The sequence below is a fragment of the Xanthocytophaga agilis genome (genome assembly GCF_030068605.1).
Lineage (GTDB): Bacteria > Bacteroidota > Bacteroidia > Cytophagales > 172606-1 > Xanthocytophaga > Xanthocytophaga agilis.
In genome coordinates this window covers 1-16,241 of sequence record NZ_JASJOU010000011.1, presented here as the reverse complement: position 1 = coordinate 16,241, position 16,241 = coordinate 1, and the positions used below count along the sequence as shown (strand labels likewise).

The window sequence follows — 16,241 nt, the reverse complement described above, 5'->3', positions numbered from 1 at the left end:
CGGAAAATTACTTTTTTACCGTTATTTTGCTGCGTATATCTAAAGATAGAGTTTAGTGGAAAATGGTCTGTTGACTGCTGTATACATGTTATGATAGCCAGTTTTTATATACCATAACCCGAATGGTTTAATCTTTAGATGTATTGATGTGCATGTCAGTAGGTTATTGCCTTTATGATGTCTTAGGCTGTTTCAATACAATTGATACTGAGAGTTAATTATAGATTTTGGGTTCTTGTACTTTCGGTTCCAGGTATTTTATAAAATGTTTTGTGATATTATTCGTTAGTTAAACACAAATCCTCTGTGATCATACAACTTAATTATTCTGATAACAAGACTACTTTACACGTTTCAACTGCTATGGTTCTGGCCTGCAAAAAGATACCAAGGTATCTGCGCTCAGTGAGCTTATTGTGTATTCTATTTATTTCCAGTATTTCAATAGTCAATGCACAGTGTCCGGACTTCACTATTCCACCTACAATTTGTGCTGGAGGTAATTGTGCTGGAGGTACTCTCATTCCTTTAGGCCAGGATACCTCAGGAATTGCAGGGTATATCTGGTATGTTACTGCTCCAGATGGAGATGTGGATACTGTTCAGACAAAAGATCTGGTTTATTCCTTTGGAAATCCTGGTTCTTATCAGATCTCCCTTTCAGTGATCAGAGGTACTGATACCTTGGTTTGTAGCACCAAAGCCGCAACTGTGCAGCAGGGTGTCAGTGATTTTACTATAGGTCCTGATAATAATATGGGACCTCAGGAAGAGGAAATCTGTAAGGGAACCTCTATTACATTACAGGCCGTCTTTCAGCAGGGTGGAAGTGCTCCTGCTGGTGCTACTTATTTATGGTCTACAGGTGCAACTACTCCAACCATTACAGTAGATACTGTTGGCTGTTATTCCGTAACGATTACAGATCCTAATACAGGCTGCTCGAAAACTAATAAAGTCAATCTAAAGGTATATAAACCCAGTGAACAAGACCAACAGGAAAAGAAAGAAATTTCCCGTTGGTATTTTGGTAATGGGTCCGGAGTAATTTTCTATAACACGTCAGGACCAGAAGCAACTACTGGTAGTGCAAACACTCCCGAAGGTACCTCTGCTATTTCAGATGCATCTGGAAAGTTTCTGTTTTATACGGATGGTAGAAATGTCTATGATAAAACCGGAGCTCCTATGAAAGATGTTAATGGAAACAATGTCACTGTTGCTGCTAATAATGGACTACATGGAGGTGAAAATTCGACACAGGCTGTGTTGATTGTTGCCCAACCCGGTTGTAATGATTGTGAGCCTGTGTATTATGTATTTACAACGACAGACATTTCCTCAACGGGCTCAGTATTAGAATATAGTATTGTGGATATGCGCTTAAATGGTGGGCTTGGCCAGGTGACTCGAAAAAATGTGATTTTGTATAGTTCCAGTACAGAACGTGTAGTTTCGGTTAAGTCTACAGCAACAACAGGAGATGCTACTACCTGGATTGTAACTCATGATTTCAATACCAATACATTTCGGGTGTATCCATTAACCGCCAGTGGTTTAGGTTCTTCTAAAACTTATAATGTAGGAAATGTACATGGAGCCAGTACAGAAAATGGCGAAGGATATCTAAAAGCATACGAAGATAAAGTTGTTGTTGTGATACCTGGAGCAAATGGTGAAGAAAATATTGTACAAGTATTTCCATTTGATAGTGAGACTGGAGAAGTAAAATCTCCTCCTATTACAATCAATCTTGGTACTGCACCTCCCAAAGCGTATGGAGTGGAGATTGTGGAGGATAGTACTTTATATGTATCATTGGCAGGGAGTGGTGCTGACAGCTCCCGTATTCTTGGGTTTGATCTGCGTTCAGGAGTAGATAGTTTGATCCAAAAGACAAAACGTTCTATTTTTGCCACTACCAGCTACACAATTGGAGCCTTACAACTTGATCCCAATGGTCAAAATCTCTATGTGGCTCAACAAGGTCAGACATCATTAGGTCAGATTACAAACTATACCACTTTAGCTAGTGCTGGTTATAATGCGAATGCTGTTACATTAACTGCTACTAGCGAATTGGGTTTACCTAATACGGGTCCACCACAAAATGATGCATATGGACAACGTTTTACCTTTTCCGATGCACCTTGTACGCTGGAAGGTAAACCTGTGACAATTACATTTAAGGCTAGTCCAGATAGGGCAGGCGGAGATCCAACCAAATCTTCGTATGCCTGGACATTTACAGGAGCTACTGTCTCCAATGTGCCTTTTTCTCTGATAGTACCTGATGGTGGCTTGGGTGTAAATGATAGTATCGCTGTTACCTTTCCGGGCCCGGGAAGCTACAAAGCTGCATTGACTATTACTAACGACTGTCAGTCTGAGGTTATAGATCCACAAACAGTTATTATTCCTCTTCAACCACCTCTTACCAATATGCGGGATACTTCCGTTTGTGCAGGAACAGTGGTGACATTAGATCCCTATCGGAATATACCAGGTCCTTCCGGAACAGTTTCTTATACCTGGATTACACCAGCTAAAGATAGTATTCCCGGAGGTGGAACATTTAGTGCAACATTGCCTGGAGTGTATACGGTGATTGTTTCTACGGGACAATGCTCTGTAACGGATAGCATGCGTGTTAGCTATAGTTCTATCGATGTCAATTTAGGTAACGATACGCTTTTGTGTAGTCAGAGCACACTAGTGCTGAATGCCGGCAATCCTGGTGCTAAGTATGAATGGTACCAATTGGGTAATACACAAGTTTTGAGTACTACCCAGACTTTTTCTGTATCGCCTACGGCCAATGTTTCTTATCTGGTAAAGGTGACGGATGCCGTAACCGGCTGTACTGATAGTGATACTATTTCTATTGGTGTGAGAAAGAATCCTAATGTAACAATAACTACTAAACCTTCATCTAGTTGTACTGCTGGAGATGGTGCTGCTGAATTGACGACTACAGATCCAGATAAGGGTACTTATATTTATACATGGTTGGATAGTGATCGTAGTCCTTTATTTCCTAGTGGTATTGGACAAATCACAGGTATAGAGAATAGAGCACCAGGTACCTATTATTTGGTAATTATGGGTCCTACGATCTGTCTTACTACGATTCCATTCTCAATAGGAGATAATTCAGCAGATGCACCTCAGTTTACAAGCAACGCACCTGTGCAGTTAACTTGTGATCAAACTACTGGTACATTAGAGTTAACTCCTTCTACATCTAACATTACCTCTTATCAATTAGCAACTACAGATGGATCTGTTGTTAGCAGTGGAAGTAGTTTAACTAGCAAACTTACCATTGCTGGCTTAATCCCAGGATCTTATTTACTGACAGGTAATTATGGCGGTTCTGGCTGTACATTTTCTTTTACATATGAAGTAAAAGCTGCTCCAGGTAAGCCTCAGGTACAAGGTGTGGGCACTGTTATAGACTGTCAGACTGCTCAATTATCAGCAACAGGTGTACTGGGTGATGTTTCTTCTTTCCAATGGAATAGATTGGATGGTACTGCTATTACTACAAATGCAGATGGAACTGCTACTGTAACACAAGCGGGAACATATATTTTGTCAGCTACAGGGTCTACAGGCTGTGTAGCCAAAGACACTGTAGTTATTACCTTGGGGTCTCCAGGTACAGCTTCAATTGCAAATTATACACCTGTATGTGAAGGTAGTAGTGTAGTATTGACGGCAAATACCAGTCCAGCTTTTGATAGCTACACCTGGGTTCGTCCAGATGGTACAAGTGTTTCCGGAACACAAATTACTGCAACAATTTCAGGTGAATACAAGCTAATAGCACGTAATACTGCTACCAATTGTGTAGATACTGTATCTACCACTCCATTTGTTAAACCACCTGATGCACCTTCTCCTACACCTCCGGGTCCAGTTTGTGCTGGAAATCCTATACCAAGCGTTGGATTAACAGGATCAGTTAGATGGTATGCAGATGCTGACAAAACGCAGTTCTTAAGTGATTCACCTACTTATCTGTCTACGCTCAATACTGATACTCCAGGCACTACCACCTACTATGTGAGTCAAATTGTTGGATGTGAAAGTCCTGTAATTGCTGTTACAGTAACAATTATTGAGGCCCCTGTAGTAAATCTAGGTAATGATACCGCTGTATGTGCAGGCAATCCTGTTGTATTAAATGCTACAGTTTCAGGTACAGGTGTCACATACAAGTGGAGTACAGGAGCTACCACGCCTACTATTACAGTTAGCTCGGCAGGTACATACAGCGTTGCTGTTACTTCTGGATCTTGTACTATAAGTGATACAATTAAAATTACGTATTTGACTGCTCCAGTTGTAAATGTAGTACAAAGACAAGTAGCACTGTGTCTGGAAGAGGGCGCAAACAATGTTACATTGGATGCGGGACCAGGTACCAACTATACCTATGTCTGGACACTTGCAGGTAGTGCAACAGTTTTAGGAACTGAACAAAAGCTCACAGTTACTCAATTAGGAACATATGTAGTCACTGTCAATAATGGTAGTGTATGTCCAGGTAGAGATACTGTAAGAGTAGTTAATATATGTAGGCCTATACTGGAACTTCCACAGGCTTTCTCCCCAAATTCTGATGGACACAATGATGTGCTGGAAGTATTTTCAAAGCATGTGGGGTCGTTTAAGATTATGATTTTTAATCGCTGGGGTGAAGTTGTATATGCTTTTGAAACTACTAATCTATATGAGGCGGCTACAGGTGATGCTTTTCCACTATGGGATGGTAAATATAGAGGACAGGATGCTCCTACTGGTACCTATTCATGGCGTGCTGTATACACATCCCGATATTATCCTGAAGAGGCTCCAGTGGAGCGAAGAGGGGGTATACTGCTGATCAGATAATTTATTGATTAGTGTTCTCTAAAATACAGAAGCCTCTATGATATCATAGAGGCTTCTGTATTTTAGAGAATATAAGCTTGTTTGATCAAAAAATAAAGCCTGGTTTAAAACCAGACTTTATATATAGCTATATATCAATCTAAAGCTTATTGAGCTACTGACTGACGAATGATGTTCAATGCAGCACCTGCTTTAAACCATTCAATTTGTTGCTCGTTATAGGTATGGTTCGCTTTTATTTCGTCTTTAGAACCATCTTTGTGATTCAGAACGATAGTCAATGGAACACCGGGAGCAAAAGTAGTCAGACCCAGGATATCAATGCTGTCATCTTCCTGAATTTTGTCATAGTCAGCAGGATTTGCAAAAGTTAGCGCCAGCATGCCTTGCTTTTTCAGGTTGGTTTCATGGATACGGGCAAATGATTTTACCAGAATCACACGTACACCCAGAAAACGAGGCTCCATAGCTGCATGCTCACGGGAAGAACCTTCTCCATAGTTTTCATCACCTACTACAATAGAACCAATACCAGCGGCTTTGTATGCACGTTGTACTTTGGGGACTTCATCATAGCTGCCATCCAGCTGATTTTTTACTTTGTTGGTAGCATCATTGTAATAATTTAATGCGCCAATCAGCATATTATTGGAGATGTTGTCCAGGTGACCACGGTATTTTAACCAAGGGCCTGCCATAGAGATATGGTCAGTAGTACATTTTCCTTTTGCTTTGATCAACAATTTCAATCCTTTCAAATCCACACCTTCCCATGGGGCAAATGGATCCAGTAATTGTAAACGATCTGATTTGGGATCAACAAGTACCTGTACTTTGCTACCGTCTTCTGCTGGAGCTTGATAACCAGCATCTTCTACCGCATATCCTTTGGTTGGAGCTTCCAAGCCAACAGGCTCATCGAGCATAACTTCCTGACCATCTTCGTTGATCAGCTTGTCTTTCATTGGGTTGAAAGTCAGATCACCTGCAATAACCATGGCTGTTACAATCTCAGGAGAGGCTACAAATGAACGGGTTGCAGATAAACCATCATTCCGTTTCGCAAAGTTACGGTTAAATGAAGTAATGATAGAGTTGGCACGATTCGGATCGTCAATATGACGGGCCCACTGTCCGATACAAGGTCCACAGGCGTTAGCCATTACCACTCCACCAATGCTTTCAAAAATACCTAGCAAACCGTCTCGTTCAGCTGTGTAACGTACCAGTTCAGAACCAGGAGTAACTGTAAATTCAGCTTTTGCTTTTAGCTTTTTGGTTGCAGCTTGTTTTGCAACAGATGCTGCACGGGTCATATCTTCATATGAGGAGTTGGTGCAAGAGCCAATCAGCCCTACCTCCAGTTTTTGAGGGTAGTTATTTTCTTTTACCGCCTGAGCAAATTTAGAGATAGGCCAAGCCAGATCCGGAGTATATGGTCCGTTTACATAAGGTTCCAGTTCTGATAGGTTCAGTTCCAGTAACTGATCATAGAATTTAGCAGGGTCGGCATACACTTCAGCATCTGAACGTAAATTATCTTTTACTTTGTCTGCTTCTGCTGCTACATCTGCACGACTGGTAGATTCCAGATAAGCCTTCATTTTTTCATCGTAGGCAAATACAGATGTGGTAGCACCAATTTCTGCACCCATGTTACAAATAGTAGCTTTGCCCGTTGCGGACAAGCTTTCAGCTCCTTCTCCAAAATATTCTACAATATATCCGGTACCACCTTTTACCGTTAACTGACCTGCTACCCAAAGAATAACATCTTTCGCAGATACCCAGCCACTTAATTTTCCGGTTAATTTAACACCAATCAGTTTAGGCATCTTCAGTTCCCATGCCAGACCTGCCATAACATCACATGCATCTGCACCACCAACACCAATTGCAATCATTCCAAGACCGCCTGCATTCGGTGTGTGTGAGTCTGTACCGATCATCATACCACCTGGAAATGCATAGTTCTCAAGCACTACCTGGTGAATGATCCCGGCACCTGCTTTCCAGAAACCAATACCATATTTATCTGAAACGGAAGCCAAAAAATCATATACCTCTTTATTAATATCTTTTGCTACTGCCAGATCTTTCTCTGCACCAACTTTTGCCTGAATCAGGTGATCACAATGTACAGTACTTGGAACGGCTACCTGAGCACGACCTGCCTGCATAAACTGAAGCAATGCCATCTGAGCTGTTGCATCCTGCATCGCAACACGATCCGGTGCAAAGTCTACATAATCTTTACCCCGCTCATATGGTTTAGTTGGTTTGCCTTCGAATAAGTGACCATATAAAATCTTTTCTGCTAAGGTCAACGGACGTCCTACAGCCTGACGGGCAGCACTAATGCGTTCTCCCATTCTGGCATAGACACCTTTAATCATTTCAATATCAAAAGCCATATTCAATAGGTTATAAAGTTAAAAGAATCAAATTCTGAAGGTTTGGACTTCATATATACAAGATTACACGACTGTCACGAAAATACCAAAACCTATTCAATTTTAATGCCACCTGATATTTCCTCTCTTTTTCTGGTATCTCTGAGGTAACCGGTAATTCCCATCTTAAAAGATGCTTTTTCCTATAAAATCTTACCTGTCAACTACAGTAAGTTTCTTTCAGACCTGCTTCAATAATCTGTGCAAATGTTACATGCGTACCCAAACACCCTTTTCTTGTATGGGTTTGGGTGGTTACCCCTTGTAAATTGTATATACAGTTTCAGAAGAAGTCTGACTGAGAGACAGAATATGAAAAACCCTCAGGTTACGAAAATAAAGCAGATTTCTCTCAGATAAGTGAATAAAAGACTCTGGCGTATATTCTGACAGGAAATTTGAAATGAAGAAAATACACGGATGATCTCTTTTTGAGACAAACAGAATTATCAACTATACGCAGAATAAGTAGGGGATTTAAAAAAGTCATACAATAAAATATTACGAATAGAAAAGTTAAAAAATTACGATTATCCATAAACCCGGTTTTTTAAACCAGCTCAAGAAATGAAAACGATACAAAAATTCTTACAGGTATTTCTTCTGATAGCAGGACTAATTATCCTATCTGAAAGAGGTACTGCACAAAATCTGAATCAGTTTTCAGTAGAAGTGCAGCATACAACTTCCAATAAGGCCAATGGAAAAATATACATCAGTTTATCAGAGGGTGCTGGCAGCTATACCTTTAAGCTGTATGACATCTATGATAATGAGAAGAATTTTAAGAAAGTAATACAGAATTATCCCATGCAAACGGGTAGGAAAGAGCTTATATTCAATGGATTACCTGCTTCTGGTTATGTGATACAGGTGATAAAAGATGGAAAGAAGCTAATGTTGGGAGGGATGAACGGTTTTATCATTAAATGATGCAATACTAAAAAATTATGAAAAGATATTTACATATACTTATTGCGTTTTTAAGCTTGTTTAGTGCAAGCCAGCTGTATGCGCAATGCCCTGTGGCTTCTGATTTTTCGGTAACATCTACTAAAGATGTAACCTGTTTCGGTGGTGCAGATGGAGAGATGGTCGTAACAGCTTCAGGAACAGTTAATACTGCTTTATATAATTTCATTCTCCGGGATATTCTTGAGCCTGGAACTCCTATTGTTACGTTTCCTCTAGGATCTGTAACAGTAACGGTTTCCGGTCAAACTATTACCTTTCAAGGACTTACCGCTAGTTCCTATATCATGCAGGTAACCCGGAAGAGTCCTAATTGTAATATAAATGTTTTCTCGGGTGTTAATATTAACCAACCCGATGAGCTTCTGTTGTCGGTTACTGCACAGACAAATATTACAGGTTGTTTTGGAGATAAGACAGGAAGTTTTACTGTATCTGCTACAGGAGGAAACACCGGATATGAATATTCTATCGATGGCACAACTTATCAGACTTCACCTACTTTTTCGGGATTGGCGGCTGGTAGTTATACTGTTTCTGTTCGTGATGGAAAAGGGTGTATTAATACCACTACAGTTACATTAACTCAGCCGACATTATTGCAGTTAACATTAAGTAGCAAGACTGATCCATTGTGTAATGGAAATTCAAATGGAACTATTTCTGTTTCTGCATCTGGGGGTACTGGTCCTTATACCTATTCAACAGATGGCGTTAATTTCTCAAATACAACGGGCAACTTCTCAGGGTTAGCAAGTGGTAATTATACGATTACTGTAAAAGATAGCAAAGGTTGTACTGCTCAGGTTTCAAATATTAGTTTAGTTGATCCTGCTGTTTTAACAGTTGATCTGGGTTCAAAGACTGATATATTAGGCTGTAATGGAGATGCAACAGGTCAGATTCAGGTAACAGCAACAGGAGGGACTTCTCCTTATACGTATTCAATAAATGGAGCAACCTTTGTTTCGAATGGTGGATTGTTTACTGGTTTGATTGCTGGCACTTATACTATCGTTGTAAAAGATGCTAAGGGTTGTACTGTAACTCTTGCTCCTGTGACTCTGGACCAGCCTGCTAAACTTACGTTAGCGTTACAAGCACAGACAAATATTTTGGGCTGTTATGGAGACGCAACAGGGGATATTACAGTAACAGCATCAGGAGGACAGCCTGCTTATGAGTATTCAAAAGATGGTACAACTTTTCAGGCTTCACCAACATTTGCAGGATTAACAGCCGGAACCTATACAATCACAGTTCGGGATACAAAAGGTTGTACGACTACTGTCAATGCTACACTCACCCAACCTACTCAACTCAATGCTACAGTTGTTACCTCTAATCCATTGTGTAATGGTGATGCAAACGGATCTATCACAGTAACAGCTTCAGGTGCTCAGCCTGCTTATGAATACTCTATCAACGGAGGTACATATCAAACAAGCAATGTGTTTTCTTCTCTTATTGCTGGTACCTATTCAATTAAGGTACGGGATAGTAAGGGTTGTGAGATTACCTTACCTGATGTAGTATTGACTGAACCAAATGTTCTGGCGGTTACAATTGCTTCTCAACAAGATGTTCAAAACTGTTTTGGAGATAAAAGCGGACAAATAACAGTAGCTGCTACCGGAGGCACTACCAATTATCAATATTCAATAGATGGAGGTACAACCTATCAGTCTTCTCCAACTTTTTCAAACCTTGGAGCGGGTACATATACTATTATTGTTAAAGATGCTCATAACTGTACAGTTACAAGTGTTGGCGTTACTATTGCACAGCCAACTTTATTGACACTGAGCCTTACAAGCCAAGTTGATATATTAGGATGTAATGGAGATGCAACAGGTCAAATTCAGGTAACAGCAAATGGCGGTACAGCACCTTATACATACTCAAAAGATGGTACAACATTCGTTTCTAATGGCGGATTATTTACTGGCTTAACTGCGGCTAGTTATACTATCGTTGTAAAGGATGCTAAGGGTTGTACTGCTACTGTTCCAGCAACCTTGACTCAACCAACTCAGTTAGCTTCTTCTCTTGTTTCTCAGACTAATATATTATGTAATGGAGATGCAACAGGGGATATCACAGTAACGGCAACAGGAGGACAGCCAGCTTATGAGTATTCAAAAGATGGAACGACTTTCCAGGCTTCTCCCACATTTACAGGATTAACAGCTGGAACTTATACTATTACAGTTCGGGATATAAAAGGTTGTACGACTACTGTCAATGCTACACTTACACAACCTACAAAAGTTGTTGCTACAGTTTCTGCACAACAGGATATTAGTTGTAATGGTGGATCTAATGGTAGCATTACTGTTAATGTAAGTGGCGGTACAGCACCTTATACATACTCAAAAGATGGTACAACATTCGTTTCTAATGGCGGATTATTTACTGGCTTAACTGCGGCTAGTTATACTATCGTTGTAAAGGATGCCAATGGTTGTACTACAACTCTGGCTCCTGTGACGTTGATAGAACCAGCTGTTTTACAGGTGTCTGTAGCCTCTACAACAGATGTTAGTTGCAATGGAGGTAATACGGGTTCATTAACTGTAGCAGCTACCGGAGGTACTCCAGGTTACCAATATTCAAAAGATGGCATAACCTTCCAGGCTTCTTCTACATTTACAGGGTTAACAGCAGGTACGTATACTATCACAGTTCGGGATAATAAAAACTGTACAACAACTACAACTGCCACTATCGGACAGCCAACAGCCTTAGTATTGACTACCTCGTCTACTAACGCATCTTGTAATGGTGTATCTGATGGAACGGCTGGAGTAGTTGTAAGTGGAGGTACTGCGGCTTATACATATAGCTGGAATACATCTCCAGTAAGAACAACAGCTACCGTTTCAGGGTTAGCTGCTGGCACATATACAGTAACGGTAACAGATGCGAATGGTTGTATACAGACGGCTAGTGTTACTATTACTCAACCTGCAGTAGTTACTGCTCCAGTGGCAAGTAATCCAGCTGCAATCTGTACAGGCGGAACAATTCCAACCTTAACAGCAACAGGCTCAAATATACAATGGTATAGTGATGCTTCACTGGTTACATTGGTAGGAAGTGGAAATTCATTTACGCCAACAATCAGTAATTCAACAGCTGGTACATTTACTTTCTATGCAACACAGACTGTATCAGGATGTACAAGCACAGCAACTGCTGTAACAATAACGATAAACGCAACTCCTGCTACGCCAACAATCAGTGGAACGTTAACCTTCTGTGCTGGAAATAATACAGTTCTAACGTCAAGTGCTACATCTGGCAACCAATGGTTGTTAAATGGAACAGCCATTTCAGGTGCAACCAATCAAACGTTGACTGTTTCAACGGCAGGCGATTACACAGTAAGAGTTACTTCGGGAAGTTGTTCTGCTACATCTGTTATTGCAACAGTAACACAGATCAGTGTTCCAACACCAACAATCTCTGGAACGCTTACTTTCTGTGCTGGAAGCAATACAGTATTGACTTCAAGTGCAACAACTGGAAACCAATGGCTATTGAATGGAAGTCCAATCTCAGGTGCTACTAATCAAACTCTGACAGTAACAGCTGCAGGTAACTATTCTGTAAGAGTTACCATTTCTGGTTGTTCGGCTACTTCTGCAACAGTAACTGTAAGTCAAACAACAGCTTCTGCTCCGGTAGCTAACAATCCAGGTGCGATCTGTACAGGCGGAACAATTCCGCAATTAACAGCGACTGGCTCTAGTGTAAAATGGTATAGTGATGCGGCTCTGACAACACAAGTCGGAACGGGAAGTCCATTTACACCATCGATCAGTAATGCGACTGCTGGTACGTTTACTTTCTATGTAACGCAAACTGTAAGTAGTTGCGAAAGTCCTGCTACATCGGTTACAATCACAATAAATGCGGCTCCTGCAAAACCAACAATTAGCGGAACACTGACATTTTGTACAGGAGGTAATACAGTATTGACTTCAAGTGCAACAACTGGAAACCAATGGCTATTGAATGGAAGTCCAATCTCAGGTGCTACTAATCAAACTCTGACAGTAACAGCTGCAGGTAACTATTCTGTAAGAGTTACTTCAAATGGTTGCTCAACTACTTCCGATCCGGTTGCGGTTTCTCAGGCAAATGCAACAGCTCCAATAGCAAGCAGTCCGGCGGCAATCTGTACAGGAGATGCTATTCCAGCTTTAACTGCAAGTGGAACAAATATTCAATGGTATAGCGATGCGGCTTTAACCAATCTGGTTGGAAGCGGCAGTCCGTTTACCCCAACTATCAATAATGCAGTTGCAGGAACAACAACATTTTATGTAACGCAAACAGTGAGTGGCTGTACAAGCACAGCGACTGCTGTTACTGTTACCATCAATGCTAAACCTGCTACACCAACTATTTCAGGAACGTTGACATTCTGTACTGGAAATAATACAGTTCTAACATCAAGTGCAAGTACAGGAAACCAATGGTTCTTAAATGGAACAGCCATTTCAGGCGCAACGAATCAAACATTGACAGTTTCAACGGCTGGTGATTATACAGTAAGAGTTACTTCGGGAAGTTGTTCGGCTACTTCAGCTATTGCAACAGTAACACAAATCAGTGTACCAACTCCAACAATTTCTGGAACGCTTACTTTCTGTGCTGGAAGCAATACAGTGTTGACTTCTAGTGCAAGTACAGGTAATCAATGGCTATTGAATGGAACAGCTATCTCTGGAGCTACCAATCAAACTCTGACAGTAACAGCTGCGGGTAATTACTCTGTAAGAGTTACTATTTCTGGCTGTTCAGCTACTTCTGCTGTTGCTACTGTAACACAAACAACAGCTTCTGCTCCGGTAGCTAACAATCCGGCTGCAATCTGTACAGGCGGAACAATTCCGCAATTAACAGCAACAGGCTCAAACATACAATGGTATAGTGATGCTTCACTGGCTACATTGGTAGGAAGTGGAAATTCATTTACGCCAACAATCAGTAATTCAACGGCTGGTACATTTACTTTCTATGCAACACAAACTGTATCAGGATGTACCAGCACAGCAACTGCTGTAACAATCACAATAAATGCAACTCCTGCTACGCCAACTATTTCAGGAACGTTGACATTCTGTGTTGGAAATAACACTGTTCTAACTTCTAGTGCTGCAACAGGCAACCAATGGTTCTTAAATGGAACAGCCATTTCGGGAGCAACAAATCAGACGTTGACTGTATCCACAGCTGGTAATTATACAGTTACTGTTACTTCAAATGGTTGTTCTGCTACTTCAGCCACAGCTACTGTAACTGAAGGTAGTGCAACTACACCTACAATTTCAGGTACATTAACCTTCTGTACAGGCGGAAATACAATATTGACTTCTAGTGCAAGCACTGGAAATCAGTGGTTATTAAATGGTAGCCCAATCTCAGGTGCTACCAATCAAACATTGACAGTAACAACTGCAGGTAATTACTCTGTAACTGTAAATTCTGGAAGCTGCTCGGCTACATCTGCAGTTGCAACTGTAAGTGTAACCAACACAGCTGCCCCAGTAGCAAGCAGTCCAGCGGCAATCTGTACAGGAGATGCTATTCCAGCTTTAACTGCAAGTGGAACAAATATTCAGTGGTATAGCGATGCGGCTTTAACCAATCTGGTTGGAAGTGGCAGTCCGTTTACCCCAACTATCAATAATGCAGTTGCAGGAACAACAACATTTTATGTAACGCAAACAGTGAGTGGCTGTACAAGCACAGCGACTGCTGTTACTGTTACTATCAATACTAAACCTGCCACTCCAACGATAAGTGGAACACTTACTTTCTGTACAGGTAGTAATACAGTTCTAACATCTAGTGCTGTAAGTGGAAACCAGTGGTTCTTAAATGGAACAGCTATTTCAGGTGCAACGAATCAAACGTTAACAGTTTCAACGGCTGGTGATTATACAGTAAGAGTCACTTCGGGAAGCTGTTCAGCTACATCAAGTTCTGTAACTGTAACGCAATCAACATTAGCTGCAACAGTTACAAGCACAAATCCAACTTGTGCAGATGCCAGTGCAGGTACCTTGACCGTAAGTGCAACAGGCGGTATAAGTCCATACAGTTATAGTCTGGATGGAGTGACATTCTCTAATACAACAGGTGTATTCACAAGTTTAACCGCTGGTAATTATATCGTATATACAAAAGATGCAAGTGGTTGTGTAGTGTCTAGCTCCAGAACATTAAATGCTGCATCAAGTATTACCGCTGTAACAGTAACTGCTGTGAATGAAACAGGTTGCTCTACATCAGATGGAACAATCACAGTGAGTGGCGTAACTGGTGGAACTGCTCCGTATCAATATTATATTAATGGAAGCGCTAACCCTGCCGGTATCAATAATAATGTATTTGCTGGTTTGGTAACTGGAAGTTATACAATCAGAATTGTTGATGCCAATGGTTGCGAAATTACAAGAACATCTGCTGTAGGTACAGATTGTCCAACTTGTACGCTAAGTGCAAGTGTTTCTTCACAGGTGAATCCAACTTGTGCCGGAAATGATGGAAGCATTACATTGACAGCTTCAAATGGTACAGGTGCAATCAGCTATTCAATAGATGGCGGTTCAAATTATAATACAAATCCAGTATTCAGCAATCTGACTGCTGGTACATATACTATCGTCGTAAAAGATGCTAACAATTGTATTGTGAATGTTGGTACAGTTACATTGACTTCACCTGTGGCAATTACCGCAACCGTAAGTGGTAGTAATCCAACAACGTGTGGAGTCAACAATGGAACCATCACAGTGAGCAATGTATCGGGTGGCACAGCTCCTTACCAGTACTCAATCGATGGAGTCAACTTCCAGACATCGAATACATTCACCGGTCTGGCAGGCAACAGTTACAGTGTGTCTGTTCGGGATGCCAACAACTGTAAAGTGAGTTACACTCAGGTGATTACCGCGCCAAATGGTATTTCCGCTGTAACTGTCAACACCACTTCCGAATCAGGTTGTTCAACCCTGGATGGAACTATCACCGTAACGGTAACAGGTGGAAAAGCACCTTATCAATATTATATCAATGGTGCTGCCAACCCTGCCGGAATCAATAACAATGAATTCTCGAATCTGGCAGGTCAGATTTATACAATCCGTGTAGTGACAGCCGATGGATGTTTCTTCAATACCACAGCCGCTGTAGGGACCAACTGTCCTGGTGGATGTACACTGGCAGCGGCAAGTACAGTAACCGATCTGGTTTGTCACAATGGCACAACAGGCAGAATTACTGTAAGTGCCAGTGGGGGAACGGGTTTGTATGAATACTCACTGGATGGAACAACGTATCAGAACATCGCAGTATTCAATAATCTGACAGCGGGTAACTATACCGTTTATACACGGGATAAAAATCAGCCATCGTGTGTGGTAACCAATGCGGTGACACTGACTAATCCACCCGCAATCACAGGCTTGATTACAAGCAGCGTGGATCCAACCTGTCAGAACAATGATGGATCAATCACCGTGAGTGTGAGTGGAGGAAGTGGAAGTTTACAATACTCACTCAATGGAGGAAGTGCCACCAACTCACCTGTATTCAGTGGACTGGCAGCCGGAACCTATACTATCACTGCTACAGACAGCAAAGGGTGTAGTGCCACTATTGGTACCGTAACTTTGAGTTTACCTGCAGCTATTACTGGTACTGTGAGTGGAACCAATCCGACTACTTGTGCTGCTACTGATGGTTCTTTAACCATAAGTGGAACAACAGGCGGAACAGCTCCCTATCAATATTCAATCAATGGCACAACCTTCCAATCTAATCCAAGTTTTACAGGCTTAGGTGAAGGTACATATACGGTTCAGGTGAAGGATGCCAAAGGATGTATCAACAGCCTTACTC

General features: G+C 41.2%; 4 protein-coding genes. 3 read left to right on the top strand and 1 reads right to left on the bottom strand.

Going from position 1 to position 16,241, the window contains the following annotated elements:
* Positions 1 to 306: 306 nt before the first annotated feature.
* A complete protein-coding gene (locus QNI22_RS26215; protein WP_314515237.1) occupies positions 307 to 4,899 on the top strand; it encodes a T9SS type B sorting domain-containing protein in 4,593 nt (1,530 codons plus the stop codon).
* Positions 4,900 to 5,045: 146 nt separating this feature from the next.
* Here the strand turns inward: QNI22_RS26215 and QNI22_RS26210 are convergent, their stop codons facing one another.
* Entirely contained in the window at positions 5,046 to 7,313 is a 2,268-nt protein-coding gene (locus QNI22_RS26210; RefSeq protein WP_314515236.1) for an aconitate hydratase, read from the bottom strand.
* A gap of 606 nt (positions 7,314 to 7,919) precedes the next feature.
* On the opposite strand from QNI22_RS26210, the gene QNI22_RS26205 reads away from it, so the two are divergent.
* The gene (locus QNI22_RS26205; RefSeq protein WP_314515233.1) at positions 7,920 to 8,285 is read left to right on the top strand and encodes a hypothetical protein; all 366 of its coding nucleotides are present in this window, start codon (positions 7,920 to 7,922) and stop codon (positions 8,283 to 8,285) included.
* A gap of 17 nt (positions 8,286 to 8,302) precedes the next feature.
* Positions 8,303 to 16,241, top strand: a 7,939-nt coding sequence (locus QNI22_RS26200; protein WP_314515230.1) for an Ig-like domain-containing protein, incomplete at its 3' end; no start/stop codon positions are given.